Raw genomic sequence first — 25,538 nt, forward strand, 5'->3', positions numbered from 1 at the left:
AGGTCCGGGCGTGCGCACAGGCACGCGCGGGCAGGCCCGGCCGGTCAGGTCGTGACCGGCAGGCATGGGCAGGGGCGGGGATGGCGCGCGTGACGCGCCCGCAGGCCTCAGCCGCGCGGCGGCGCGAGCGCAGGCGCGACGATGCGGTCGCGCCAGGCCCCGTGCGCCGTGGCCGGGCGCTCGCCGCCCGCCAGCAGCGGCAGCACCGGCGCCACCGGCAGCCAGGCCAGGAAGGCGGTGACGCCGCCCTGCCCCGCGTCATCCAGCGCGTCGGCCGCCTGCACGATGTCGGCCGTGTCCGCCGCATGCCGGTGTAGCACGCCGCCGTGGGCGTGCAGCTGCGAGCCGCTGGCGCGGCTGGCCGTCCAGCCCAGCCGCGGGCCCTGCAGCCGCGCGTCCTGCGCGGCGTGCAGCTGGTCCAGCAGCGCCCGCACCGGCTGGGCCAAGCGGGCCAGCACGCCGTCGTGCGGCGCGGCCACGGCGCCCGTGTGCATGTGGCGGTGGCCTTGCAGGCCCACCATCCACTGCACCACGCCCTGCAGCGGCAGCACCACCAGCAGCAGCATCAGCATGCCGGTGCGCGCGCGGTGCAGCAGTGACGACGGAATGAGAGGCACGGGGACGGCGTGACGGGCAAGTGGGTGGCGGCAAGCCACCGGACCGCGGATGTTGGGCCCGCTCGGTTGCCTGCGTATGACATGCCTACGCGGCGCGGCCGCGGGCGGATGCGTGCGTCAACCGCCCCAGCCCGTGAACGGGCGCACCGCCAGGTTGGCGTTGACGTAGCGCGCATCGCCCGTCACCTCGGCGCCCAGCCAGGCCGGGCGCGCGAACGCCTGCCCTTCGGCGTCCAGCTCGATCTCGGCGACGACGAGGCCGGCGTTGGCGCCCAGGAACTCGTCCACCTCCCAGGTCATGCCCTCGAACGGGCACAGGTGGCGCACCTTCTCGACGACGGGGCCGTCGCACATCGCCAGCAGCTGCTGCGCGTCGGCCAGCGGCACGGCGTACTCGAACTCGGCGCGCGTGGCGCCGGTCGTCGCACCCTTGATGGTCAGGAAAGCCGCGTCGCCGGCGATGCGCACGCGCACCGTGCGCGCCGGGTCGCGGCTCAGGTAGCCCTGGCTGAAGCGGGTGCGGCTCGTGGCCTGCTGGCGCCAGCCGTCGCCGGTGACGAGGAATTTGCGTTCGATCTCAATGCCCATCGCGGGTGCCTTCAGCTGCCTGCGCTGCAGCCTCGCGCAGCTTGTCCTTCTTGCTCTTGCGCGTCGTGCTCTTGATGCCGCCGGTGGCCTGCGCCTCGGTGGCCACGGCCTGCGGCTCGAAGCCGGGCAGGCGCTCGCGCGGCACGCGCTGGCCCTGCCGCTTCTCGATGAGGCGGAAGTGGCTCTCGGCGTTCTCGGCGCTGTCCGCGCAGATGAAGCTGACGGCGGTGCCCGTGGCGCCGGCGCGGCCGGTGCGGCCGATGCGGTGCGTGTAGTCCGCCGCCGAGCGCGGCAGCTCGTAGTTGACGACGGCGTCCAGCGCGTCGACATGCAGGCCGCGCGCGGCCACGTCGGTGGCCACCAGCACCGCGACGCTGCCGTCCTTCAGCGCCGCCAGCACGTCGCGGCGCGCGCCCTGGCTGAGCTCGCCGTGCAGCACGCCGGCCTTGAAGCCGTGGGCATGCAGTTTGTCGGACACCAGCTCGGCCGTGTAGCGGCTGGCAACGAACACCAGCGCGCGCTGCCAACCCGCATCGCGCAGCATCTGGCGCAACGCCGGCAGGCGCTGCGCGCGGTCCAGCTGGATGGCGCGCTGCGTGATCTGCGGCGGCGCCTCCTCGATATCGATGCGCACCGGCTCGCGCAGCAGCTGCGCCGCCAGCGCCTCGACGGCCGGCGGGAAGGTGGCGGAGAACAGCAGCGACTGGCGCCGCGCCGGCAGCTGCGCCAGCACGCGCTGCAGCTCGTCGGCGAAGCCCTGGCCCAGCAGACGGTCGGCCTCGTCCAGCACCAGGCACTCGACGCCGGCCAGCGTCAGGCCGTTGTGGTCCAGCAGGTCCAGCAGCCGGCCCGGCGTGGCCACCATCACATCGCAGCCGCCGCGCAGCGCCATCAGCTGCGGATTGATGGACACGCCGCCGAAAGCCAGCGCCACGCGGGGCCGGTGCATCAGCAGCGCCGCCAGCTCGCGCAGCAGCTGCGCCGTCTGCACGGCCAGCTCGCGGGTGGGCGCCAGCACCAGCGCACGCGGCCCCGGGCGCGGCGGCGATGCGACGAGGCGCTGCAGCAGCGGCAGCGCAAAGGCGGCCGTCTTGCCGGCACCGGTCTGCGCGAGCGCGAGCACGTCGCGGCCGGCCAGGATGGGCGGCAGCGCCGCGGACTGCACGGCGGTGGGAGCGTGGTAGCCCTGCTCGCGCACGGCGCGCAGCAAGGCGGGCGACAGGCCCAGGGAAGCGAAGGACATGGGCCGATTGTCGCGGCCCGGCGGCTGGCTGCGGCCAGCCGCCTCGCTCAAGGCGCGGTCGTGAACATCCAGGTGCGGTGCACGGCCGTCGAACCGATGGTGGCGTCGAGCTCCACGCGGTACTGCGTGCCGGCCGCCAGCGGCGCGTTCGGCACCAGCCCGGCCTCGTTGTCCGCGATGAACCGGTTGCGATCGCTGGCGCTGGTGATGACGGTGGCCGCCACCGGCGTGCCGTCGCTCGCCCGGGTGATCACGAAGCGGCTGACCTGCACCACCGACATCGCGTGCAGCGTGATGGGATAGCCTTCGGACAGCCCCGCCTCGAGCGGCTTCATGCTGGAGGCCGGCATGCGCACCGGCACGCCGCTGCTGGTGTCGCGCGGCCACACGGCAAAGCCGTCGGCCGCCGCCGGTGTCGACGCGGCGATCCGGGCGGTGTCCAGCACCAGCACGCCGCGCCTGGACTGCAGCGAGGCGCCGATGCCGACATGCTGCGCCACGGGGTTCAGCAGCAGCATCCGCCCATACAGGTTGTCCAGCGCATGCTCCACCAGCTCCGTGGCCGGGAAATAGCTCTGGCCGGCGATCGTGTCGAAGCCCAGCACGCTCTCGCCGTGCGCACGCACGCCGCCCTGGAGCACGGGGCTGACGCCCGCGGCGGCCAGGCGCTGGTCCACCGTCGAGCCGCTGAAGCAGGGCTGGCCCGCCACTTCGTCCGTGCCCCCGGCCTCATTGAACGCCACGTAGCGCGCATGGGCCTGGGCCGTCCCTTCCAGTGCCGGCAGGCGTTCGAACTGCGGCACGCCGGCCGAGACGCGGGCCAGGTTCACCAGCGCCAGCACGGCCGGCGCCGCCAGCAGGACATCGCCGGACGTGCAGGTCACCGTGCTCACGGGGGGTGTCGCGGCGTCCGAGGGCACGCCGCTGGCGGGCGTCGCCGGCACCGTCAACGGAGGCTCCGGGGTGGCGGGCGTGGGAGACGGCGTCGGGGTCGGGGTCGGGGCCGGCGCGGGCGTGGCCGGCGTCGTCACGACGGGCGCCGTCGCCAGCGGCGCGGAGCCGGCCGGGGTGCCGCCTCCGCCCCCACCGCCGCAGGCGGTCAGGGCCAACGCGAGTAGCGACAGGCAAGCGTGTGCCGGCAAGGGGCGGCTGGGGGGCATGCAAGCTCCTGAAACGGCGCGTCACGCCGTGAAACCGGGCGACGCGCCGGCACAGGCATTGGAGGGGCCGCGGGGTGGGCCGCCCGTCGGCGGCGCGGGCATGTGCCCGTAGGAGGCGGCCGCGAGCCGCGTCGGCCGGCGCCGTCAGCGCCAGCGGCAGCCGCCGTCTAGAACAGCGCCTGCTGGTCCGCCGCCAGCTGCCCGGCCGCGCGCGCCTCGATCAGCAGCAATCGCCGCTTGGTCTCCAGGCCGCCGGGGGCGGAGAACCCGGTGGGTGCCCCACCGGCGCCCATGACGCGATGACATGGCACGATGGGCGCGAAGCGGTTGTGCCCCTCGGCGCGCCCGACCGCCCGCGCCGCGCCGGGCTCCCCCAACGCTGTGGCCAGTTCACCGTAGGTCTGCGTCCGGCCCACCGGGATCTGGCGCGTCAGCGCCAGCACCCGACGGTCGAAGGCCGGCACGCCCCGCTCGTCGAGCACGATGGCGAGCAGCTCGCGGTGATCGGCCGTCGTGCCCGCCAACAGGCGCTGCACCGCGCCGATGGCCACGCGCACCGACGCCGGCGCGTCGGCGGGCGAGACCTCCTCTGCCCCGTCGAAGCGACGCCGCATCAGCGCGCGCAGCGCCGACACCTCCGCCGCCGGCAGCGCGGAACCGGCCACGCCCTCCTCCGCCTCGCCGTGCCAGGCGATGGCGCACGGGCCGATCGCGGTGGCAAACACGGCGAAGCGCGCCGTCATGCGGGCTCCAGCCCCAACCGGGCCGCCGTCGCGCGGGCGGCGACCTCCCGCGGCGGCAGCGCCTTCAGCCGGTGGTCGCTCCAGACCTGGCGCCAGCGCCGCGCACCGGGCGTGCCATTCCACAGGCCCAGCGCGTGCCGCATCGCATGCGGCCAGGAGCGGCCGGCGGCGTGCAGGCGGTCGAGGTAGTCCAGCCAGGCGTCCTCCACCTGCTCGCGCGAGGCCGCCGGGTCGGGCTGGCCAAAGAAGCGCGAGTCCCACTGCGCCATGCTCCAGGGCTCGTGATAGGCCTCGCGGCCGACCATGACGCCGTCCAGCTGCTGCAGCTGCTCGGCGATCTGCTCGGGCGTCTTCAGGCCGCCGTTGATGGCGATGGTCAGCTGCGGGAACTCGCGCTTGAGCTGGGCGACGAGTTCATAGCGCAGCGGCGGGATCTCGCGGTTTTCCTTCGGGCTCAGGCCCTGCAGCCAGGCATTGCGGGCGTGGACGATGAACACCTCGCAGCCGGCCGCGGCGACCGTGCCGACGAAGTCGCGCACGAAGTCGTAGCTCTCGTTCCTGTCGATGCCGATGCGGTGCTTGACGGTGACCGGCAGCGTCGTCGCATCGCGCATGGCCTTCACACAGTCGGCCACCAGCTGCGGCTCGGCCATCAGGCAGGCACCGAACGCGCCCTTCTGCACGCGAGGGCTGGGGCAGCCGCAGTTCAGGTTGACCTCGTCATAGCCCCAGCGCTCGGCCAGCTGCGCGCAGGCGGCCAGGTCGGCCGGCTCGCTGCCGCCCAGCTGCAGCGCGACAGGGTGCTCCTCGGCGTTGAAGTCGAGATGGCGTGGCTGGTCGCCATGCAGCAGCGCGCCGGTCGTCACCATCTCGGTGTAGAGCAGCGTGTGGCGCGTGATGAGTCGGTGCAGGTAGCGGCAATGGCGGTCGGTCCAGTCCATCATCGGCGCGACGGACAGGCGCCAGGGCGAGAAAGCGGGAGAAGTCACGGCGGGATTATCGAGGCGGGGCCGTGTCGGCCGCCGCCGGGCGCGGCTGCAGCAGGCTGGCAACGGCGGTGTTGCCGGCGGCGGTGGCCGCTGCCAGCAGTCGGTCGGCCAGCGCCTCGCTGAGGCCGGCGGCGAAGGCCGGTGCGAGGTGGTTGTCGTCGTAGAAACGCAGGCGGCCGCCATCGGCCACCGGGCACACCTCGCCGCTGCAGAACGCAGCCGACATGTCGATGCGCAACACCCGCGGGTGCCGGGCCAGCGCAGCCGCCTCGAAGCCGGCGACGTCGTCCCGCCAGGGGCGGCGGTCTGCCGCCGGGAACTGGCAGGCGGCGTTGATGTCCCGGCCGCGCCATTGCGCGCGTGCCGCACAGGTCGGCACGTCGACCGGCACGCGCGGTGTGTCGCGCATGACGGCAACCTCCAGGCGCTGCGCCGCCAGCCGGGTCAGCATGCGGCTCAGGCCCTGCTCCCAGGCATCGGCGCCGCCCACGCCGGTCGACAGATTGGCCAGCACGACCAGATCGGGCCGGGCCTGCCCGATGCGGTGCAGCATGGCCTCGCGCCATTGCGCGCATTCCGTGTACTCGCGGCGCAGCACGTCGCTCCAGACCGGCATGTCCAGGCTGGGGCAGCCCGACTTGGTGAGCGCCAGCAGCCGCCAGCCGCGCTCGCGGGCCAGGCGGTCCAGCGCCGGGAACCAGTTCACCGCGTGCGAATCGCCCCACAGCACCACGGTGCGCGCGGCGTCCTGGGCGCCGAAGACGCAGTCGGGCAGGTCCACGGCCTCGAAGCGGGCATGGCAGCCCGCCGCGACGGAGGCCGGCCGCTCGCTGCGCTGGCGCGCAATGTCGCGCTGGGCCTCGTCGCCGCTCCAGTGGCGCGGCAGCCCCGCCGCCAGCGCCAGGGCCGCCGTCAGCCCCAGCGTCAGGCCGACAAAGCGCGCCGGGCGCCAGGCGGGCAGCCAGCCCACACGGCATGGTTCCTCGATCCACCGCCACGACGCCCAGCCGACCGCGAAGCTGGCCAGCACCAGCAGCGCCTTGCCTGCGGCATCGGGCTGCGGCCACAGCACGGCCGAGAAGATCAGCAACGGCCAGTGCCAGAGGTACACCGAGTAGGAGCAGTTGCCCAGCGTGACCAGCGGGCGCCAGGCCAGTGCGCGCGCCAGCACCCCGTCGGCCTCCTGCGTCGCCGTGACCAGCAGCCCCAGCGCGCACAGCACCGGCAGCAGCGCCCACAGGCCGGGGAACGGCCGGTGCTCGTCCATCAGCAGTGTCACGGCCACCAGCGCGCCGGCCGACAGCCAGCCCAGCAGCGCACGCGCCGACGGACCGACCCTCAAGGGCGTGATGGCCAGCGCGATGCCTGCGGCGAACTCCCACATGCGGAACGGCATGTTGAAGAAAGCCAGCGGCTGGCTCCAGCGCGTAGCCACGACACAGGCGGCCAGCGACATGACCGCCACCGCCAGCGTGACCCACCGCAGGCGCCGCGTGAAACGCTCGGCGGGGCCCTTCAGGCACAGCACCACCAGCCAGGGCCAGACCAGGTAGAACTGCTCCTCCACGGCCAGCGACCACAGGTGCAGGAACGGGCTGGCGGCACCGTGAGCGGCGAAGTAGTCCGTCGCGCGGCCGGTGAACCAGAGATTGATGACGTACAGCAGCGCGGCCCGCATCGCCGAGAACACTTCTGCCCATTCCTCGGGCGCCAGCAGCAGCAGTGCAGCGCCCGCGCTGGCCAGCAGCAGCACCGCGTTGGCCGGGAACAGGCGCCGGATGCGGCGGGCGTAGAACTCCCAGATCGCGATGCGCCCGGCGCGCTGGCCCTCGCGCCACAGCAGGCCGCCGATCAGGTAGCCGGAGATGACGAAGAAGATGTCGACGCCGACATAGCCACCCGCAAAGCCTGCAATCCCGGCGTGGTTCAGCAGCACCAGCAGGATGGCGATCCCGCGCAGGCCCTGGATGCCCGGGTTCAGGCCGGGCTTCATGTCAGGTCACGCAGCGGATGCTCTTGCGGCGACCAGGGGCTGGCGAAGAACGCGGTGACCTCCGCGGCATCGACGCCGTCGACGCCCGGCGGGTTCCAGCGCGGCGCGTGGTCTTTGTCGACGGCCAGCGCGCGGATCCCCTCCACCGTCTCGCTGCGCTGCGCGCCGCGCAGGTGGAAGGCATGGTGCACGAGGTCGCGCTCCAGGCGCAGATCGTCGGCCAGGCTGAGGTCCCGCCCGCGGCGCACCAGCTCCAGCGTGACGGCCATCATCAGCGGCGAGCGCTTGAGCAGCGTCTCGCGCGTGGCCCGCGCCCAGGCGTCGTCGGCCTGGGCCAGCGAGGCCAGGATGGCCGCCAGCGTCGGCTGACCGAAGTGGCGGTCAATGTGCTGCACCTCGGCCCTGGGCTCGGACGGCGGCGCCAGGTCGACGCGCTGCATGACCGTGGCCACCACGTGCTCGGCGCTGGGCTGCTCGCCACGGCGCAGGTCCTCGATGAGCGCCGGCCAGTGCTCGGCGCGCACGAACACGTCGCCCAATCCCCACTCCAATGCATCGCCCACGGCGACGCCCTCGCCGGTCAGCGCCAGCCATTCGCCGACGTGGCCCGGGCACTGTGCCAGGAACCAGCCGCCGCCCACGTCAGGGAACAGGCCGATGCCGGTCTCGGGCATGGCCAGCCGCGAGCGCTCGGACAGCACCCGCAGCCGCGAGCCCTGGCTGATGCCCATGCCGCCGCCCATGACGATGCCGTCCATCAGCGCGACATAGGGCTTGGGGAAGTTGTGGATGAGGTGATTGAGGCGGTATTCCTCGGTGAAGAAGTCGCCCAGCGCTGCATCGCCCGCCAGCGCGGCCTGGTGGAAGAAGCGGATGTCGCCACCGGCACAGAAGGCCGGCGGCTTGCCATCGCGGCCGGCACCCAGCACGGCCACGGCCTGGATCTCGGGCCGAGCGGCCCAGTGGTTCAGCAGTGCCGTCATGTCGCGGATCATGGCCAGCGACAGCGCGTTCAGCGCCTGCGGACGATTCAGCGTGATGAGGCCCAGGCAGCCATTGACCTCGGCCAGGATCTGGCCATCGGACAGCAGGGGCGGGATCAGGTCATTCATGCGTTCTTCGGGACGGGTTGTGAAGGCGCCAGCGCCTCATTGGCAATCAGGGCGGCGAGCACGAGGCTACCGCCGATCAGTGCGGCGCTGCCTGGGTGTTCGCCCGCAAAGACCCAGGCCCACAGCACACCCAGCAGCGTCTCGGCCAGGCCCAGCAGCGCAATCTCGTGGCCGGGCAGTTCGCGCGCCAGGCGCACGGCCAGCAGGCAGGGGACGGCAAGCTGGAAGACGCCGAGGAAGGCGAGCAGGCCCAGGTCATGGGCGCCGGCCTGCAACGGCCAGGCCAGCGGCAGCGTCACCGCCATGGAGATGAGGGCGCCGATGAGGACGGCGGGCAGCATGTCGGTGCCACCGCCGCGCTGGCCCACCTTCTGCAGCAGGCACCAGTTGGCGGCGGCCGCCAGCGGCACGGCCAGCGCCACCGCGACGCCGCCGAGGCCACCGCCTGAGCTGGCCTGCTGCCCGAACATCCAGCCGATGCCCGCCCCGGCCACGACGATGGCGGCCCAGGTACGCGCCGGAATGTGCTGGCGCAGGAAGACGCGGGCAAACAGCGCTGTGAGCAACGGCCCCAGCGACATCGTCACCAAGACGTTGGCCACGGTGGTCAGCGACAGCGCCACCATGAAGGCCGTGAACATGACGGCCCAGCACAGCCCCGAGACCCACACGGTACGGCCCACCAGGCTGGGCAGCAGCGCCCTGCCCCGCATGACGCCCAGGATCGCGACCAGCGCCAGCGCGTTGAACGTGCTGCGCCAGAACGTGATCTCGAAACCTCTCGCCGCCTCCAGATGCCGCGTGACCACGCCCGCCGAACTCCACATCAGCGTGACCAGCAGCATCAGCAACACAGCGCTACGGTGACTCATCAAGAAGAGCGCCCCTTGAGAGGGGCGCGGGCAAATCTCTGGCTGGAGCCCCCCTCCCGGAGAGCGGCTGGGGGGAGCCCAACAGTCAACCGCGGTACGCGCGGAGCGTGGGCGGGAGTGGATGGTCTGCGCCTTAGGCGCGGGCTGCCCGCTTCCGCTCGTTCTCCGACAAGTGGCGCTTGCGCAGGCGAACCGACTTGGGCGTGATCTCGACCAGCTCGTCGTCGTCGATGAAGTCCACACCGTACTCCAGCGTCAGGTCGATCGGCGGCGTGACCTTGATGGCGTCTTCCTTGCCGGACACGCGGAAGTTCGTCAGCTGCTTGGTGCGCGTCGCGTTGACGACCAGGTCGTTGTCGCGGTTGTGGATGCCAACGATCATGCCTTCGTAGACCGGGTCGTTGGGCTTCACGAACATGCGGCCGCGGTCGTCCAGCTTGCCCAGCGCGTAGGTGAAGATCTCGCCGTCGTCCATGGAGATCAGCACGCCGTTCTTGCGGCCGCCGATGTCGCCCTTGTGGGCTTCGTAGCCGTCGAAGATGGACGAGATCAGGCCCGAGCCGCGGGTCAGGTTCATGAACTCGTTGGCAAAGCCGATCAGGCCCCGCGCGGGGATGCGGTACTCCAGGCGCACGCGGCCATTGCCGTCCGGCTCCATATTGAGCATCTCGCCCTTGCGCAGGCCCAGCGCCTGCATGACGCCGCCCTGGTGGGTTTCTTCGACGTCGGCCGTCACCAGCTCCATCGGCTCGCTCTTGACGCCGTCGATGTCCTTGAACATCACGCGCGGCTTGGACACGGCCAGCTCGTAGCCCTCGCGGCGCATGTTCTCCAGCAGGATGGTCAGGTGCAGTTCGCCACGGCCGCAGACTTCGAAGACGCCGTCTTCGTCGGTCTCGGACACGCGCAGTGCCACGTTGTGCTGCAGTTCCTTCTGCAGGCGGTCCCAGATCTGGCGGCTGGTGACGTACTTGCCTTCACGGCCGGCCAGCGGGCTGGTGTTGACGCAGAAATTCATCGTCAGCGTCGGCTCGTCCACCTTCAGCATGGGCAGCGGCGTGGGGTTGGCCGGATCGGTCACGGTCACGCCGATGCCGATCTCCTCGATGCCGTTGATCAGCACGATGTTGCCCGGGCCGGCTTCCGTGACCTGCACGCGGTCCAGGCCGTGGAAGGTCAGCACCTGGTTGATGCGGCCGTTGACGGCCTTGCCGCCGGGACCTTCCATGACGGTGACCTGCATGCCGGGCTTGATGGTGCCCTGGCTGATGCGGCCCACGCCGATGCGGCCCACGAAGGTGGAGAAGTCCAGCGCCGAGATCTGCAGTTGCAGCGGCGCGCTCGCATCACCCGACTGCGGCGGCACGTGCTTCAGGATGGTCTCGAACAGGGCCGACATGTCGGGGCCCCACTTCTCGCCGGGCGCGCCTTCGGTCAGCGACGTCCAGCCGTTGATGCCCGAGGCGTAGACGACCGGGAAGTCCAGCTGCTCGTCGGTGGCGCCCAGGTTGGCGAACAGGTCGAAGGCGGCGTTGATGACGGCGTCGCACTTGGCGCCCGGCTTGTCCACCTTGTTCACCACGACGATGGGCTTGAGGCCCAGGGCCAGCGCCTTCTTCGTGACGAAGCGCGTCTGCGGCATCGGGCCTTCCTGGGCATCGATCAGCAGCACCACGCCGTCCACCATGGACAGCGCGCGCTCCACCTCGCCGCCGAAGTCCGCGTGTCCGGGGGTGTCGACGATGTTGATGTGCGTGCCGCCCCAGCTGACCGCGCAGTTCTTGGCCAGGATGGTGATGCCGCGCTCGCGCTCGATGGCGTTGCTGTCCATGACGGTGTCGACGACCTTCTCGTGGTCGGCGAAGGTGCCGCTCTGGCGCAGGAGCTGGTCCACCATGGTGGTCTTGCCATGGTCGACGTGGGCAATGATGGCGATGTTGCGGATCGGGGTGGTCATGGTGATGCTTCGAAAAAAACCGGATCAGGCGGAGATCAAGGCCTGGACTTCCGGCGGAGTCAACAGGCGGTCGGCGATCAGTTCGCCAGAAGTGATGTGGGCGCTGCCGAGGAAGGCGCGCGGCTCGGGGCCGTAGACGCGCACGCGCTCGGCGTCGGGCGCGTCGACACGGCGGCGCAGGCCGGACAGGAAGCGCACGGCCTCGGGCATGTCCAGGCGCAGTTCGGGCGCGTCCAGCAGCAGGCGGTCGGGCGAGGTCAGCAGCGCGGTGCGCTGGTCGTCCGGCAGCGCCTCGATCTGCGCCAACGTGACGGCGCCGTCCAGCGTCAGCCCGCCGGACCCGGTGCGGCGCAGCGCGGCCAGCGAAGCCCCCACGCCGAGCGCCGCGCCGATGTCTTCGGCCAGCGTGCGGATGTAGGTGCCTTTGGTGCAACGGACGTCGAGGGTCACGGTGCCAGGGTGCATGGCGACGATGTCGATGCTGTGAATCGTCACGCGGCGGCTCTTGCGCTCGATCTCGACGCCGGCGCGGGCGTACTCGTACAGCGCCTTGCCCTCGTGCTTGAGCGCCGAGTACATCGGCGGCATCTGATCGATCTCGCCGATGAAGGCACGGCTCACGGCCTGCACCTGTTCGCGCGTGATGTGGTCGGCCTCCAGCCGCTCCAGCACCTCGCCTTCCGCGTCGCCCGTCGTGGTGCGGACACCCAGGGCCAGCGTCGCGAGGTAGCGCTTGTCAGCGTCCAGGCTCAGCTGGCTGAACTTGGTGGCCGCGCCGAAGCACAGCGGCAGCAGGCCGGTGGCCAGCGGGTCCAGCGTACCGGTGTGGCCGGCCTTCTCGGCGCGCAGCAGCCATTTGGCCTTCTGCAGCGCGTCGTTGCTCGACAGGCCCAGCGGCTTGTCGAGCAACAACACGCCATGCAGCGCGCGGCGCCGTACGCGCACGCGGGGCGGGCGGGCCTGCGAGACGTCGGCCTCAGTCATTGGGCTCCTCGTCCTCGACGGCGCGCGTCGAGTTCGCCTTGCTGATCAGCGCGCTCATCTCCGCCGCGCGCTCGGTGGTGCGATCGAACTGGAAGTGCAGCGTCGGCACCGTGTGGATCTGCAGACGCTTGAACAGGCCGTTGCGCAGGAAACCGGCGGCTTCGTTCAACGCCTCCTGCGTTTCCTTCGGATCGCCGATCAGCACCGAAAAGAACACCTTGGCGTGGGCGTAGTCGGGTGTGACCTCGACCGCGCTGATCGTCGCCATGCCGATGCGCGGGTCCTTCAGGTCGCGGATGAGCTCGGCCAGATCGCGCTGGATCTGGTCGGCGACGCGGAAAGCTCGGTTGGGGATGGCGCGTTTGTGTCTCATGGTGCGGTCTCCTGAAAGAACGAACCCCGCCCCGAGGGGCGGGGTTCACCCTCAGTGCTGGAGTTCAGAGCGTGCGGGCCACTTCCTTGATCTCGAAGAATTCGAGCTGATCACCTTCCTTGATGTCGCTGTAGTTCTTGAGCTTGATACCGCACTCGAAGCCTTCCTTGACCTCGCGGACGTCGTCCTTCTCGCGGCGCACCGACTCGACCTCGCCCGTGTAGACGACGGTGTTGTCGCGCAGCAGGCGGAACTTCGCGCCACGGCGCACCAGGCCGCTGGTGACCATGGAGCCGGCCACGGTGCCGATCTTGGAAGCCACGAACACGACGCGGATCTCGGCCGTGCCCAGCGCTTCCTCGCGCTGCTCGGGCGCCAGCATGCCGGACATCGCCTTGGTCACATCGTCCACGGCGTCGTAGATGATGCTGTAGTAGCGCAGGTCGACCGCGTTGCCCTCAGCCAGCTTGCGCGCGCCGGCATCGGCCCGCACGTTGAAGCCGATGATGACCGCCTTGGACGCGATGGCCAGGTTGATGTCGCTTTCGCTGATGCCGCCGACCGCCGCGTGGACGATCTGCACCTTGACCTCGGCGTTGCTGAGCTTGAGCAACGAAGCGGCCAGCGCTTCCTGCGAGCCCTGCACGTCGGCCTTGACGATGAGCGGCAGCGTCTGCACGTCGCCAGCCCCCATCTCGCTGAACATGTTCTCCAGCTTGGCGGCCTGCTGCTTGGCCAGCTTGACGTCACGGTACTTGCCCTGGCGGAACGTCGCGACCTCGCGGGCACGGCGCTCGTCGGACAGCACCATGAACTCGTCGCCGGCCTGTGGCACCTCGGTCAGGCCCTGGATTTCCACCGGGATGGACGGGCCGGCCTCGGTGGAGGCCTTGCCGTCCTCGTCCAGCATGGCGCGCACGCGGCCATACGTGGAGCCGGCCAGCACGACGTCGCCGCGCTTGAGCGTACCGCTCTGCACCAGCACCGTCGCGACCGGGCCGCGGCCCTTGTCCAGCTTGGCTTCGATGACCAGGCCCTTGGCCATGGACTCCACCGGCGCCTTCAGCTCCAGCACTTCGGCCTGCAGCAGCACCTGCTCCAGCAGCTCGTCGATGCCCTGGCCGGTCTTGGACGACACGCCGATGAACGGCGAATCACCGCCGAACTCTTCCGGCACGACTTCCTCGGCCACCAGCTCGCTCTTGACGCGCTCGGCGTTGGCATCGGGCTTGTCGATCTTGGTCATGGCGACCACGATGGGCACACCGGCAGCCTTCGCGTGGTGGATGGCTTCCTTGGTCTGCGGCATGACGCCGTCGTCGGCCGCGCAGACCAGGATGACGATGTCCGTCGCCTTGGCGCCGCGAGCGCGCATGGCCGTGAAGGCCGCGTGACCCGGGGTGTCCAGGAAGGTGATCACGCCGCGCGGCGTTTCCACGTGGTACGCGCCGATGTGCTGCGTGATGCCGCCGGCTTCGCCAGCCGCCACGCGCGAGCGACGGATGTAGTCCAGCAGCGAGGTCTTGCCGTGGTCGACGTGGCCCATGACGGTGACGACCGGTGCGCGCGGCAGCGACTCGTGCTGCTGCTCGGCGGCGCTGCCCTCTTCTTCGAGGAAGGCGTCCGGATCGTCCAGCTTGGCGGCGAACGCCTTGTGGCCCATTTCCTCGACGAGGATCATGGCCGTTTCCTGGTCCAGCTGCTGGTTGATGGTCACCATCTGGCCCAGCTTCATCAGCTGCTTGATGACCTCGGCGGCCTTGACCGACATCTTGTGTGCCAGGTCGGCGACCGAGATGGTCTCGGGCACGTGGACCTCGATGGTCTGTTGCTCGACCGGCGGCGTGAAGCTGGAGCCCCCGTCGTCACGGCCACCGCGACCACCGCGGCCACCGCGCGCCGGAGCGCGCCAGTTGCCACCGCCACCCGGGCGGCCGGCGCCGGCAGGGCCGGCACCGATGGTCTTGAGGCCGCGCTTCTTGGCGGCGTCGTCGGCCCAGCTGGACGACAGCTTCTCGGACTTGACCGACTTCTTGTCGCCCGGCTTGCCGGTGCCAGCACCGGCCGTGGCCGCGGCCGGCGCCGGAGCGCCCGCCTTCTTGTGGATGGTGCCCTTGATGCCGGCGCCTTCCGCGGGCTTGGGCTCCTCGGGCTTCTTCGCGACGAGCACCTTCTTGGGTGCGTTCATCATCGCGCGGATCTTGGCGGCCTCCTCCTCGGCGGCCTTGCGGCGGCGAGCCAGGTCGTCCTGCTTCTGCTTCTCTTCGGCAGCGGCATCGACAGCCTTGACGACGCGCAGCGCCGGCTTGGCAGCCTCGGGCGCGGGCGCAGGAGCCGGCGGCGGCGGGGCCACCACTTCGGGCGCGGGCGGCGGCGGGGCCACGACCTCGGGCGCCGGCGCGGCCTTGGGTGCGCGCTTGGCGGCGGCGGCCTTGTTGATGGCGGCAGCCTCGGCGGCCGCGGCCGCGGCGCTGCGCTGGCGCGCCTCGGCGGCCTGCTCGCCGGTCTTGCCGGCAGCCTTGGCCGCTGCAGCCTCGGCAGCAGCGGCAGCGGCAGCCGCTTCGGCAGCCTCGGCAGCCGCCTTCGCGGCAGCTTCGGCGGCGGCCTGCTCCTCGGCACGGCGGCGCTCGGCGGCCTCGCGCGCGGCGCGTTCGGCTTCCTCGCGAGCCTTCACCTTGGCGGCAAGCTCCTCCTCCTGCTGGCGCAGGGCCTCGGCCTGGGCCTGGGCCTCTTCCTCGCGACGGCGCAGCTCGGCGTCATCGGGGCCAGCGGCCTCTTCGCCGGATTCGTCACGCTTGACGAAGGTGCGCGTCTTCTTGACCTGGACCTGGATCGTGCGGGCCTTGCCGGAGGCATCGGCCTGCTTGATCTCGGTGGTGGACTTCTTGACGAGGGTGATCTTCTTGCGCTCGCCGCCGGCGGTGCCGTGGGCGGTACGCAGGTGGTCGAGCAGGCGTTCCTTGTCGGACTCGCTCAGCGAGTCGTCGACGGAAGACTTCTTGACGCCCGCGGCTTGCAGCTGCTCCAGCAGCGTGCCCGCCGGCTTGCTCAGCTCGGCGGCGAATTGGGCGACGGTAGTCACGGCCATGTGGGGATCCTTCAAATTGCTTTCGGTGCGGCGCGGCTTGGGTTGATCAATCAGTCGTTGAACCAGTGTTCACGGGCCTTCATGATCAGCGCGCGAGCGGCCGCCTCGTCCAGGCCGGACAGTTCGACCAGTTCGTCCACGGCCAGGTCGGCCAGGTCGTCGCGGGTGTTGATGTCGCCGGCTGCCAGCTTGGCCAGCAGCTCGGGCGTGACGCCTTCGAGGTCACGCAGGTCCTGCGAGACCTCCTCGACCTTCTCTTCCTTGGCGATTTCCATCGTCAGCAGCGCGTCCTTGGCACGGGTGCGCAGTTCGGTGACGGTGTCTTCGTCGAAGGCCTCGATCTCCAGCATTTCCTGCATGGGCACGTAGGCGACTTCTTCCAGGCTCGTGAAGCCTTCGGCGATCAGGATGTCGGCCACCTCGGCGTCCACGTCGAGCTTCTCGACGAAGAGCTTGCGCACCGATTCGCTTTCCAGTTCCTGCTTGGCGGCCGATTCCTCGGCCGACATGATGTTGATGCGCCAGCCGGTCAGCTCGGACGCCAGGCGCACGTTCTGGCCGCCGCGGCCGATGGCGATCGCGAGGTTCTCCTCGTCGACCACCACGTCCATGGCGTGACGCTCTTCATCCACGACGATGGACTGCACATTGGCCGGGGCCAGCGCGCCGATGACGAACTGGGCCGGGTCCTCGCTCCACAGCACGATGTCCACGCGCTCGCCGGCCAGCTCGGTCGTCACGCCGTTGACGCGCGAGCCGCGCACGCCGACGCAGGTGCCGATGGGGTCGACACGGCGGTCATGGCTGATGACGGCGATCTTGGCGCGGCTGCCGCTGTCGCGGGCGCAGCTCTTGATCTCCAGCAGGCCTTGCTCGATTTCCGGCACTTCCTGCGCGAAGAGTTCCTTCATGAACTCGGGGGACGAGCGCGACAGCATGATCTGCGGGCCGCGCTGGGTCGGGTCCACGCCGAGGATGACGGCACGCACGCGGTCGCCGGTGCGCAGGTTCTCTTTCGAGATCATCTCGCTGCGCTTGAGGCGCCCTTCGACGCGGCCCGATTCGACAATGATGTCGCCCTTGTCCAGGCGCTTGACGGTGCCAACGAAGATCTTCTCGCCGCGCGACATGAAGTCGTTCAGCAGCTGCTCACGCTCGGCGTCGCGGATCTTCTGCAGGATGACCTGCTTGGCGGCCTGGGCGCCGATGCGGCCGATCGGCACGGACTCGACCGGCTCCTCGATGTGGTCGTCCACCTCGATGTCGGCAATCTGCTCCTGCGCCTCGAACAGCAGGATTTCAGCGTCGGGGTTCTGCAGACCGGCCTCGTTGGGCACGACGTGCCAGCGGCGGAAGGTCTCGTACTCGCCCGAATCGCGATCCACGCTCACGCGGATATCGGCTTCACCGCCGTAAATCTTCTTGGTGGCCGAGGCCAGCGCGGCTTCCACCGCACCGAACACGACATCGCGCTCCACGCTCTTCTCGCGCGAGATCGCATCCACCAGCATCAACATTTCGCGGTTCATTGCTTGAGACCTCCGTCAACCTTGTCTTGGCCGGGCGCCGCCTCGGTGGGCTCGCCCGCTTGTTTTTTCGCCGGTACTTTCTTCGGCTTGATGACGCCCCGCTGGCCGGGCTTCCGATCGGGCGCCGGCTCGCCGCCGCGCCCCTTGAAACTGAACAACGGCACCAGGCGCGCCTCGCGCACCTCGTCGAGCGTGAAGTCGAGCGCGTGCTCGGCGCCGTCGGCCTCAAAAACCAGGCGCCAGGCCTGGTCGTTCTCCTCGCCGGGCTGCGCACTGACGACGCCACGGTACTTCTTGCGCCCCTGGAATGGCTGCTTCAGCGTGATGTCGATTTCCTGGCCGGCGAAGCGCACGTAATGCCCGACATTGCGCAGCGGCCGATCCAGCCCCGGCGAGGACACCTCAAGCCGGCTGTAATCAAACGCCTCGACCTCCAGCACATACTGCAGCTGGCGCGTCACCTTTTCGCAGTCATCCACCGTGATCAGCTCACCGGCCTCGGCTTGCGCCGCCAGCTTGTCGATCGTCACGCGCAGCAAGCCACCGGCACTGCGTTCGCAGTCCACGAGTTCGTAGCCGAGGCCGGCGACGGTTGTCTCTACAGCGGTTTGCCAACTCATGCGTGAAATGAAGCCCTGATCCGAAGCGAAGAAAAAACGAAAAGCAAAAAAAATGGGCTGGATGAATCCGCCCACCTCTTTCACCAGATCCGGCCTCGGGGGATATCGTCCGAGGGGGTTTTGATTTCTAGTGAAGGCGGGATTGTACTGTGCAAGTCCCGTGCCGACAAGCCGCCCACCCCATCACGTGCCAGAATCTGAGGCTGTTTGAGACCTCACTGGAGACAAGAATGGGCTTTCTCGCCGGCAAGCGGCTGCTGATCACGGGCGTCCTGTCCAACCGTTCCATCGCCTACGGCATTGCCCGTGCCTGCCACCGCGAAGGTGCCGAACTGGCCTTCAGCTACCAGGGCGAGCGTTTCAAGGATCGCATCAGCGAGTTCGCCGCCGAGTTCGATTCCAAGCTGATCTACGACTGCGACGTCACCAGCGACGAGCAGATGCAGGCCCTGTTTGACCAACTGGGCGAGGTGTGGCCGCAATTCGACGGCTTCGTGCATTCCATCGGTTTCGCCCCGCGCGAGGCGATTGCCGGCGATTTCCTGGAAGGCATGACGCGCGAGAACTTCCGCATCGCCCACGACATCTCGGCCTACAGCTTTCCGGCCATGGCCAAGCTGGCCGCGCCGCGCCTGCGCGAAGGCGCGGCACTGCTGACGCTGAGCTACCTCGGCGCGATGCGCGTGGTGCCCAACTACAACACCATGGGCCTGGCCAAGGCCAGCCTGGAGGCCAGCGTGCGCTACCTCGCGCAGGCGCTGGGCCCCAGGGGCGTGCGCGTCAACGGCATCTCGGCCGGCCCGATCAAGACGCTGGCAGCGTCCGGCATCAAGGACTTCGGCAAGCTGCTGGGCCAGTTCGCCGCACAAGCACCGATCCGCCGCAACGTGACCATCGAGGATGTCGGCAACACCGCCGCCTTCCTGCTGTCCGACCTCGCCGCCGGCATCAGCGCCGAGATCACGTACGTGGACGGCGGCTTCAGCCACACCGCCATGGCTGCCGAGTAAGCGGCCGAGGCGGCTCGCTCAGCCGCGCCGGCGCCGCCAGGTCGCAAAACCCGCCGCCGCAAACCCCAGCAGCGCCAGCCCGCCGGGCTCCGGCAGCCCGGTTGGCGTGTCACGCACAACGATGGAGCCGGCCGCGACCTCGCCGTTATCGCCCACCTCGCCGATGTACAGGAACAGGCCGGCCGTTGACGTGGCGGCCGTCAGGTTGAAGTCGATCGTGCCGTTGTCGCCCAGGCTGAGGAAGCCGGCGGGCGTGACAGTCGACGACTCGGCATCGAACAGGCCCAGCGTGGCGACCACGTCATCGAGCGCAGCGCCGGAAGCGTCGGTGCCGAACAGCTTGGGATCGGCCGGCGCGCGCTGGGCTCCCGGCGCAAACAGCGTGCCGGTCGTGAAACTGAAGACGGGCTCGCCCACCGCCGTCGCCGCGCAGGCGGCGTCCAGACAGTCGGTCGTGGACAGCTTGATGGCGTCCAGGTCAAAGCCCGAGAACTGGCCGGCCGCGCCGCCCAGCCCGCTGCTGTTGTCACGGATGCCAATAGACAGGATGGTCGACAGACCGATGCTGGACAGGTCGGCCTTGTAGACCGCGGTGCCGGCCGCCGTGCCGCCTGTCAGGCCTGTCAACTTGGTCAGCGACACCGGCACGGCCGGGGCCGCCGAGGCCAGGAGCAGGGCCGTCGCGGCGGCGAGTGCTTTGTAAGTCGATCTCATGGGAATCTCCCTGGTGGTGGTGGACGAGCACCCCTGTCCGCATGGCGCATGCCAGCCCGGCCCCCTAGGTCGCGCAAGCAATTGATCCATCATCGGTTTTCGGGAATGACCGATGGCATTTGGGCGAGCGCCATCAGAAATGACTGCGCCACTGTCATTTCGACCGACACCCTAGTTTTAGGCATGCGCATCTTCGCGTTCGTAACAGGCCCTGCTGGGCGGCCTGGGCGCCGGCCCGCTCGCGGCCCAGAGCATCACCGTCTACAGCAGCGGCAGCCTGCCGGTGGGCAGTAGCCGACAGCTGACGGCGTACGTGCCGCTGTCGCCGAACACCGTCAGTTGGAGCGTCAACAACATCGCCGGCGGCAACACCGCGCTGGGCACGGTAGACGCGACGGGTCGCTACACGGCGCCAACGGTGGTGCCGGCCGCCAACACCGTCGTCGTGAAGGCGACGAGCACGGCCTACCCGGCCAAGGCCGGCAGCGTCATGCTGACGGTGACTCAGGTACAGCCCCGGCTATGGAGTCTGAGCCCGGCGAGCGTGCCCGCGGGCGCGTTCACGGTAAGGCTCAACGGCGCGTCGTTCCCGACGAACGTGGCCGTGAAGATCGGTGACCTGCAGGCCAGCGTCACGCGGCTGTCGGCCTCGCAACTGCAGGCGTCGGCGGTGGCGCCGGCGACGTGGGTCGGCAAGAGCCAGCCGGTGCAGGTGTGGGCAACGGGGCTGGGCGCCATCGGCTCGGATGTCGTCAATCTCGGCGTATCGGCCGGCGCCCCTGTACCCAGCCCAGCCCCCTCACCCGCACCGCCGCCCGCACCGACTCCGGCGCCCGCCCCCTCGCCTGCCCCCGGCCCGGGCCAGGGCACGGCCAACCTCGCGGCGGCCCGGCTGCTGGAGCAGGCCACGTTCGGCCCGAACGCCCAGGCTGTCGCCCGCCTGCAGAGCCTGGGCAGCAACGCCTGGCTGAACGAACAGTTCGCGATGGCCGAGACGCCCATCGCCGTGCCCACCGACCGCAGCATGAGCACGGCCTCGGCGCAGATGCTGAACCGGCTGACCGACGCACCCGACCAGCTGCGCCAGCGCGTGGCCTACGCGTTGGCGCAGGTGCTGGTCATCTCCGCCAACAAGAACATCTACCCCGACGAACTGGTGCCGCACCTTCGCACGCTCAGCAGGCACGCCTTCGGCAACTACCGCACGCTGCTGGACGAGGTGGCGCGCAGCCCGCAGATGGACAAGTACCTGGACCTGGCCAACAGCAACCGGCCGTTGGGCGGCTCGGCGGCCAACGAGAACTTCGCCCGCGAGCTGATGCAGCTGTTCACCATCGGCCTCGTCAGGCTGAATGCCGACGGCAGCCCGCAGCTGGACCTGGCCGGCCGCCCCGTGCCGACGTATGACCAGGCCGCTGTCCAGCAGGTGGCGCTCGCGCTGACCGGCTGGACCTATGCCGGCAGCGGCAACAACAACTGGGAGAACTTCGGCGGCCCGCTGGTGCTGCGCGACGTCAACCACGACCCGCGCGCCAAGAGCTTCCTCGGCTGCTCGCTGGCCGCCAGCCAGGGCGTGGAGGCCGACCTGAAGACCACGCTGGACTGCCTGTTCCAGCATCCCAACACGCCGCCGTTCGTGTCACTGCGATTGATCCGCCAGCTCGTGAAGAGCAACCCCAGCCCAGCCTATGTGCAGCGCATCTCGGCGGTGTTCACGAACAACGGCAGCGGCCAGCGGGGCGACTTGCGTGCTGTTGTGCGCGCCATCCTGCTGGACACGGAGGCCTGCAACGACAGCGCCGGCACGAACGACGGCCGGTTGCGCGACCCCGTCCAGCACATCGCCGCCACGCTGCGCGCGCTCAACGGGGGCTTCCAGGCTGGCAACCAGCTCGGCTGGGAAATCGGCCGCACCGGCCAGACGCCACTGACGCCACCGTCCGTCTTCGGTCACTACGCCCAGCTCTTCCGCCTGCCGCAGACCATGCTGAACGCACCCGAGTTCCAGATCTACACGCCGACCGAGGCGACGCTGCGCGGCAATTTCCTGTGGGCGCTGCTCACGCAGCCGGGCAGCAACATGCGCGTGAACCTGCAGCCCTTCACGGCGGTCGCCCACGACACGACCGCACTGATCAACGCGGTGGACCAGGCCTTCCTGTGGGGCCGCATGCCGCCCGCGCTGCGCCAGAGCCTGGCCAACGCCATCAACGCCCAGCCCGACGCGACACAGCGCGTGCAGACGGCGCTGTACCTGACGCTGCTGTCCGGCCAGCACGCCATCCAACACTGACGGGGACGCGCCATGACCACCCGCAACACCACCCGCCGCGCTCTGCGGCACGCGGCCTGCGCCCTCACCGCCACCCCCGCCCTGCCCCTGCAGGCACAGGCAACCGAGGACTATCGCGCCCTCGTTTGCATCTTTCTGGCGGGCGGCTGCGACGGGCACAACGTGCTCGTGCCGCAGGGGGCAGCCGCATATGCGGCTTACCGGCAGATCCGCGGCGGCCTGGCGCTGCCGGACCAGTCCGCCGGCCTGCTGCCCATCACGACGACCGACGGCGTGGCCTACGCGCTGAACTCGGGGCTGCAGGCCATCCACCCGCTGTGGGCGCAGCGCCGGCTCGGGGCCATCGCCAACGTCGGCCCGCTGCTGGCGCCGACGACGCGCGCGCAGATCATGAACGGCACGGCCACGCTGCCGGCCAACCTGTTCTCGCACTCGGACCAGCTGCAGCAGACGCAGGCCGGCAACGGCAGCGGCGGCGGCACCGGCTGGGGTGGCCGCGCGGCCGACGCCGTCGTCGCGCGCAACGGCGCGTCGCGCTTCCCGGCCGCCGTGTCGATGGCTGGCGGCGCGTTGTTCACCAGCGGCGCGCAGGTGCCCAGCGCCAGCCTGGTGCCGGGCTTCAACCTGGACGTCAGCGGCATGAGCACCTGGCCCGCCCCCGCCACAGCGGCGCGCGTCCAGGCGCTGAACGAGATCCTGGCACTGGACGGCGGCGTGCGGCTGATCCAGGCCGCCAACCAGGTGCGGCGCGATGCGCTAAGCCTGGGCGCGCTGCTGCGCAGCAGCGGCGCGGGCACGGTCGGCACGGTCTTCCCCGGCACCGACCTCGGCCTCCAACTGCAGCAGGTGGCCCGCGCCATCGCGCTGCGTGGCAGCGTCGGCGTGCGACGCCAGGTGTTCTTCGTGCAGCTCGGGGGCTTCGACACGCACAGCGGCCAGAGCTGGCAGCAGTGGGACCTGCTGCGCCAGCTGGGCGACGCGATGGCCGCTTTCTACAACGCGACCGTGGAGCTGGGCGTGGCACCGCTGGTCACCAGCTTCACGCAGAGCGAATTCGGCCGCTCGCTGCAGCCCAGCGGTTCAGGCACCGACCACGGCTGGGGCAACCATCACCTCATCCTTGGCGGCGCCGTGAGGGGCGGCCAGGTCTACGGCCACTTCCCCTACCCCGCCTTGGGCGGTGTTGACGACGCGGGCAGCCGCGGCGCGCTCATCCCGAGCACATCGCTGGAGCAGTTCGGCGCGACGCTCGCACGCTGGTTCGGCGTCGACGCTGCCGGGCTGGCTGCGGCCTTCCCGGCCCTGAGCGCGTTCGCGCCGCAGGACCTGGGCTTCATGGCCTGACGAGGCTCAGGCCTTGACGCAGTCCACGTAGTAGAAGCCGCGGCCGGTCTCTTCGTCGATCTCGTGCACGAGGCCGTGCACGTCGGTCGCGAAACCCGGGAACTTGGCGTTGAAGCTGCGCGTGAACTTCAGGTAGTCGACGATCTTCTTGTTGAAGCGCTCGCCCGGGATCAGCAGCGGGATGCCGGGCGGGTAAGGCGTCAGCAGCGAGGTCGTGATGCGGCCTTCCAGCTCGTCGATGCCGACCCGCTCGGTCTTGCGCTGCGCGATGTGCGCGTAGGCGTCGGTGGGCGTCATGGCCGGCTGCAGGTTGGACAGGTACATGTCCGTCGTCAGCCGCGCGATGTCGCCTTCGGCATAGGCTTGGTGGATGCTCTGGCAGAGATCACGCAGGCCCATGCGCTCGTACTTCGGGAACTTCGCGCAGAACTCCGGCAGGATGCGCCACAGCGGCGCGTTCTTGTCGTAGTCGTCCTTGAACTGCTGCAGCGCCGTCAGCAGCGTGTTCCAGCGGCCCTTGGTGATGCCGATGGTGAACATGATGAAGAACGAGTAGAGGCCCGTCTTCTCGACGACGACGCCGTGCTCCACGAGGAATTTCGTGACGACGGAGGCCGGGATGCCCGTGGCGGCGAAGCGGCCCTCCATGTCCAGCCCGGGCGTGATGATGGTGGACTTGATCGGGTCCAGCATGTTGAAGCCTTCGGCCAGCCCGCCGAAGCCGTGCCAGTCCTCGTCGGCATGCAGCATCCAGTCGGCCGACACGGGCTCGCTGCCCTCTTCCGAGCGCAGGTAATCCGGCCCCCAGACCTTGAACCACCAGTCATCGCCGTAGTCGCCCTCGACCTTGCGCATCGCGCGGCGGAAGTCCAGCGACTCCTTGATGCTCTCTTCCACCAGCGCGGTGCCGCCGGGCGGCTCCATCATCGCGGCGGCCACGTCACAGCTCGCAATGATCGAGTACTGCGGGCTGGTGCTGGTGTGCATCAGGTAGGCCTCGTTGAAGAGGTGCTTGTCCAGCTTCACCGACTGCGAGTCCTGCACCAGCACCTGCGAGGCCTGCGAGATGCCGGCCAGCAGCTTGTGCGTGGACTGCGTCGCGTAGACCATGGCCTCCTTGGGGCGCGGGCGGTTCTTGCCCATCGCGTGGAACTGGCCGTAGAAGTCGTGGAAGGCGGCGTGCGGCAGCCAGGCCTCGTCGAAGTGCAGCGTCGGGATGTAGCCGTCGAGCTTCTTCTTGATGGTCTCGGTGTTGTAGAGCACGCCGTCGTAGGTGCTCTGCGTCAGCGTCACGATGGACGGCTTCACCGTGTCCGGGTCCACATGGGCCAGCAGCGGGTTCGCGGCGATCTTGGCGCGGATGGCCTCGGGGCTGAACTCGCTCTCGGGGATGGGGCCGATGATGCCGTAGTGGTTGCGCGTCGGCGTCATGAAGACGGGAATGGCGCCGCACATGATGATGGCGTGCAGATTGCTCTTGTGGCAGTTGCGGTCGATGACCACGACGTCGCCCGGCGCCACCGTGTGGTGCCACACCATCTTGTTGGAGGTGGACGTGCCGTTGGTGACGAAGAAGCAGTGGTCGGCGTTGAAGATGCGCGCGGCGTTCTTCTCGGACGCGGCCACCGGGCCGGTGTGGTCCAGCAGTTGGCCCAGTTCCTCCACGGCGTTGCAGACGTCGGCACGCAGCATGTTCTCGCCAAAGAACTGGTGGAACATCTGGCCCACCGGGCTTTTCAGGAACGCCACACCGCCGGAGTGGCCGGGGCAGTGCCAGGAATACGAGCCGTCGGCCGCGTAGTCCATCAGCGCCTTGAAGAACGGCGGCGCCAGGCCGTCGAGGTAGCTCTTGGCCTCGCGGATGATGTGGCGGGCCACGAACTCCGGCGTGTCCTCGAACATGTGGATGAAGCCGTGCAGTTCGCGCAGCACGTCGTTGGGCAGGTGCTGGCTGGTGCGCGTCTCGCCGTAGACGTAGATCGGGATGTCCGGGTTGCGGAAGCGGATCTCGCCAATGAACTTGCGCAGGTTCAGCACGGCCGGGTCCAGGTCCGGGCCGGGCGTGAATTCCTCGTCGTCGATGGACAGGATGAACGCCGACGCACGGCTTTGCTGCTGGGCGAACTGCGACAGGTCGCCGTAGCTCGTCACGCCCAGCACTTCCATGCCCTCTTTCTGGATGGCCTCCGCCAGCGCGCGAATGCCCAGGCCCGAGGTGTTCTCGGAGCGGTAGTCCTCGTCAATGATGACGACGGGGAAATGGAAACGGATCATGGCGGCCTCCAGCGGGCGGGCATCAAAAAACGAAG

At 69.9% G+C, this 25,538-nt stretch carries 20 protein-coding genes; 3 read left to right on the plus strand and 17 right to left on the minus strand.

Annotation, left to right across the window (positions count from 1 at the left end):
- Positions 1-107 precede the first annotated feature (107 nt).
- The 15 genes from ACG04Q_RS07065 to rimP form a co-directional block, all read right to left on the minus strand.
- Complete coding sequence (locus tag ACG04Q_RS07065; protein WP_394510191.1) at positions 108-617, minus strand: hypothetical protein; 510 nt, start codon at positions 615-617, stop codon at positions 108-110.
- 117 nt (positions 618-734) lie between these two features.
- Positions 735-1,205, minus strand: coding sequence for a CYTH domain-containing protein (locus ACG04Q_RS07070; protein ID WP_394510192.1), 471 nt, complete (start codon positions 1,203-1,205; stop codon positions 735-737).
- Entirely contained in the window at positions 1,195-2,448 is a 1,254-nt protein-coding gene (locus ACG04Q_RS07075) for a DEAD/DEAH box helicase (RefSeq protein WP_394510193.1), read from the minus strand. The genes ACG04Q_RS07070 and ACG04Q_RS07075 overlap by 11 nt, the downstream gene beginning before the upstream one ends.
- A gap of 47 nt (positions 2,449-2,495) precedes the next feature.
- Positions 2,496-3,608 (minus strand): hypothetical protein, encoded by a 1,113-nt coding sequence (locus ACG04Q_RS07080; protein WP_394510194.1) that lies wholly within the window; start codon positions 3,606-3,608, stop codon positions 2,496-2,498.
- Positions 3,609-3,775: 167 nt separating this feature from the next.
- Positions 3,776-4,351, minus strand: a complete 576-nt coding sequence (locus tag ACG04Q_RS07085) for a methylated-DNA--[protein]-cysteine S-methyltransferase (protein ID WP_394510195.1) — start codon at positions 4,349-4,351, stop codon at positions 3,776-3,778.
- Positions 4,348-5,295 (minus strand): tRNA dihydrouridine(20/20a) synthase DusA, encoded by a 948-nt coding sequence (gene dusA / locus ACG04Q_RS07090; protein ID WP_394510482.1) that lies wholly within the window; start codon positions 5,293-5,295, stop codon positions 4,348-4,350. Before dusA ends, ACG04Q_RS07085 begins: the two co-directional genes overlap by 4 nt.
- A gap of 52 nt (positions 5,296-5,347) precedes the next feature.
- A complete protein-coding gene (locus ACG04Q_RS07095; protein WP_394510196.1) occupies positions 5,348-7,333 on the minus strand; it encodes an acyltransferase family protein in 1,986 nt (661 codons plus the stop codon).
- Positions 7,330-8,445 (minus strand): enoyl-CoA hydratase/isomerase family protein, encoded by a 1,116-nt coding sequence (locus ACG04Q_RS07100; protein ID WP_394510197.1) that lies wholly within the window; start codon positions 8,443-8,445, stop codon positions 7,330-7,332. Before ACG04Q_RS07100 ends, ACG04Q_RS07095 begins: the two co-directional genes overlap by 4 nt.
- Positions 8,442-9,317, minus strand: coding sequence for a DMT family transporter (locus ACG04Q_RS07105; protein ID WP_394510198.1), 876 nt, complete (start codon positions 9,315-9,317; stop codon positions 8,442-8,444). The genes ACG04Q_RS07100 and ACG04Q_RS07105 overlap by 4 nt, the downstream gene beginning before the upstream one ends.
- Before the next feature lie 133 nt (positions 9,318-9,450).
- Positions 9,451-11,274: a translational GTPase TypA gene (gene typA / locus ACG04Q_RS07110; RefSeq protein ID WP_394510199.1), complete on the minus strand. Its 1,824-nt coding sequence runs from the start codon at positions 11,272-11,274 to the stop codon at positions 9,451-9,453.
- 24 nt (positions 11,275-11,298) lie between these two features.
- Positions 11,299-12,258: a tRNA pseudouridine(55) synthase TruB gene (gene truB, locus ACG04Q_RS07115; protein ID WP_394510200.1), complete on the minus strand. Its 960-nt coding sequence runs from the start codon at positions 12,256-12,258 to the stop codon at positions 11,299-11,301.
- Positions 12,251-12,631 carry a 30S ribosome-binding factor RbfA gene (rbfA, locus tag ACG04Q_RS07120; protein ID WP_394510201.1) on the minus strand — a complete coding sequence of 127 codons (381 nt, stop codon included), beginning with the start codon at positions 12,629-12,631 and terminating at the stop codon, positions 12,251-12,253. Before rbfA ends, truB begins: the two co-directional genes overlap by 8 nt.
- A 64-nt stretch (positions 12,632-12,695) precedes the next feature.
- On the minus strand, positions 12,696-15,719 hold the full coding sequence (gene infB / locus ACG04Q_RS07125) for a translation initiation factor IF-2 (RefSeq protein ID WP_394510202.1): 3,024 nt from the start codon (positions 15,717-15,719) through the stop codon (positions 12,696-12,698).
- A gap of 50 nt (positions 15,720-15,769) precedes the next feature.
- Entirely contained in the window at positions 15,770-17,248 is a 1,479-nt protein-coding gene (nusA, locus tag ACG04Q_RS07130) for a transcription termination factor NusA (protein ID WP_394510203.1), read from the minus strand.
- The gene (gene rimP / locus ACG04Q_RS07135; protein WP_394510483.1) at positions 17,245-17,868 is read right to left on the minus strand and encodes a ribosome maturation factor RimP; all 624 of its coding nucleotides are present in this window, start codon (positions 17,866-17,868) and stop codon (positions 17,245-17,247) included. The genes nusA and rimP overlap by 4 nt, the downstream gene beginning before the upstream one ends.
- A 230-nt stretch (positions 17,869-18,098) precedes the next feature.
- On the opposite strand from rimP, the gene fabI reads away from it, so the two are divergent.
- Positions 18,099-18,878, plus strand: coding sequence for an enoyl-ACP reductase FabI (fabI, locus tag ACG04Q_RS07140; protein WP_394510204.1), 780 nt, complete (start codon positions 18,099-18,101; stop codon positions 18,876-18,878).
- Positions 18,879-18,896: 18 nt separating this feature from the next.
- Here fabI and ACG04Q_RS07145 read toward each other — a convergent pair whose 3' ends face one another.
- On the minus strand, positions 18,897-19,592 hold the full coding sequence (locus ACG04Q_RS07145; RefSeq protein ID WP_394510205.1) for a PEP-CTERM sorting domain-containing protein: 696 nt from the start codon (positions 19,590-19,592) through the stop codon (positions 18,897-18,899).
- A gap of 283 nt (positions 19,593-19,875) precedes the next feature.
- Between ACG04Q_RS07145 and ACG04Q_RS07150 the strand changes: the two genes are divergently transcribed.
- Positions 19,876-21,885: a DUF1800 domain-containing protein gene (locus tag ACG04Q_RS07150; protein ID WP_394510206.1), complete on the plus strand. Its 2,010-nt coding sequence runs from the start codon at positions 19,876-19,878 to the stop codon at positions 21,883-21,885.
- Between the two features lie 12 nt (positions 21,886-21,897).
- Positions 21,898-23,229 (plus strand): DUF1501 domain-containing protein, encoded by a 1,332-nt coding sequence (locus ACG04Q_RS07155; RefSeq protein WP_394510207.1) that lies wholly within the window; start codon positions 21,898-21,900, stop codon positions 23,227-23,229.
- A 6-nt stretch (positions 23,230-23,235) separates the two neighbouring features.
- Here ACG04Q_RS07155 and ACG04Q_RS07160 read toward each other — a convergent pair whose 3' ends face one another.
- Positions 23,236-25,503 carry an Orn/Lys/Arg family decarboxylase gene (locus ACG04Q_RS07160; protein ID WP_394510208.1) on the minus strand — a complete coding sequence of 756 codons (2,268 nt, stop codon included), beginning with the start codon at positions 25,501-25,503 and terminating at the stop codon, positions 23,236-23,238.
- Between the last annotated feature and the right edge of the window lie 35 nt (positions 25,504-25,538).

It is taken from the genome of Pelomonas lactea (assembly GCF_043555885.1).
GTDB classification, from domain to species: Bacteria; Pseudomonadota; Gammaproteobacteria; order Burkholderiales; family Burkholderiaceae_C; genus Pelomonas; species Pelomonas lactea.

Bases quoted from the DNA above. Each gene is read 5' to 3' on its own strand.
- rimP (WP_394510483.1), bottom strand. From the start codon at position 17,868: ATGAGTTGGCAAACCGCTGTAGAGACAACCGTCGCCGGCCTCGGCTAC.
- ACG04Q_RS07085 (WP_394510195.1), bottom strand. From the start codon at position 4,351: ATGACGGCGCGCTTCGCCGTGTTTGCCACCGCGATCGGCCCGTGCGCC.
- dusA (WP_394510482.1), bottom strand. From the start codon at position 5,295: ATGATGGACTGGACCGACCGCCATTGCCGCTACCTGCACCGACTCATC.
- typA (WP_394510199.1), bottom strand. From the start codon at position 11,274: ATGACCACCCCGATCCGCAACATCGCCATCATTGCCCACGTCGACCAT.
- ACG04Q_RS07100 (WP_394510197.1), bottom strand. From the start codon at position 8,445: ATGAATGACCTGATCCCGCCCCTGCTGTCCGATGGCCAGATCCTGGCC.
- ACG04Q_RS07105 (WP_394510198.1), bottom strand. From the start codon at position 9,317: ATGAGTCACCGTAGCGCTGTGTTGCTGATGCTGCTGGTCACGCTGATG.
- ACG04Q_RS07155 (WP_394510207.1), top strand. From the start codon at position 21,898: ATGACCACCCGCAACACCACCCGCCGCGCTCTGCGGCACGCGGCCTGC.
- rbfA (WP_394510201.1), bottom strand. From the start codon at position 12,631: ATGAGACACAAACGCGCCATCCCCAACCGAGCTTTCCGCGTCGCCGAC.
- ACG04Q_RS07070 (WP_394510192.1), bottom strand. From the start codon at position 1,205: ATGGGCATTGAGATCGAACGCAAATTCCTCGTCACCGGCGACGGCTGG.
- ACG04Q_RS07080 (WP_394510194.1), bottom strand. From the start codon at position 3,608: ATGCCCCCCAGCCGCCCCTTGCCGGCACACGCTTGCCTGTCGCTACTC.
- nusA (WP_394510203.1), bottom strand. From the start codon at position 17,248: ATGAACCGCGAAATGTTGATGCTGGTGGATGCGATCTCGCGCGAGAAG.
- infB (WP_394510202.1), bottom strand. From the start codon at position 15,719: ATGGCCGTGACTACCGTCGCCCAATTCGCCGCCGAGCTGAGCAAGCCG.
- ACG04Q_RS07095 (WP_394510196.1), bottom strand. From the start codon at position 7,333: ATGAAGCCCGGCCTGAACCCGGGCATCCAGGGCCTGCGCGGGATCGCC.
- ACG04Q_RS07160 (WP_394510208.1), bottom strand. From the start codon at position 25,503: ATGATCCGTTTCCATTTCCCCGTCGTCATCATTGACGAGGACTACCGC.
- truB (WP_394510200.1), bottom strand. From the start codon at position 12,258: ATGACTGAGGCCGACGTCTCGCAGGCCCGCCCGCCCCGCGTGCGCGTA.
- fabI (WP_394510204.1), top strand. From the start codon at position 18,099: ATGGGCTTTCTCGCCGGCAAGCGGCTGCTGATCACGGGCGTCCTGTCC.
- ACG04Q_RS07145 (WP_394510205.1), bottom strand. From the start codon at position 19,592: ATGAGATCGACTTACAAAGCACTCGCCGCCGCGACGGCCCTGCTCCTG.
- ACG04Q_RS07075 (WP_394510193.1), bottom strand. From the start codon at position 2,448: ATGTCCTTCGCTTCCCTGGGCCTGTCGCCCGCCTTGCTGCGCGCCGTG.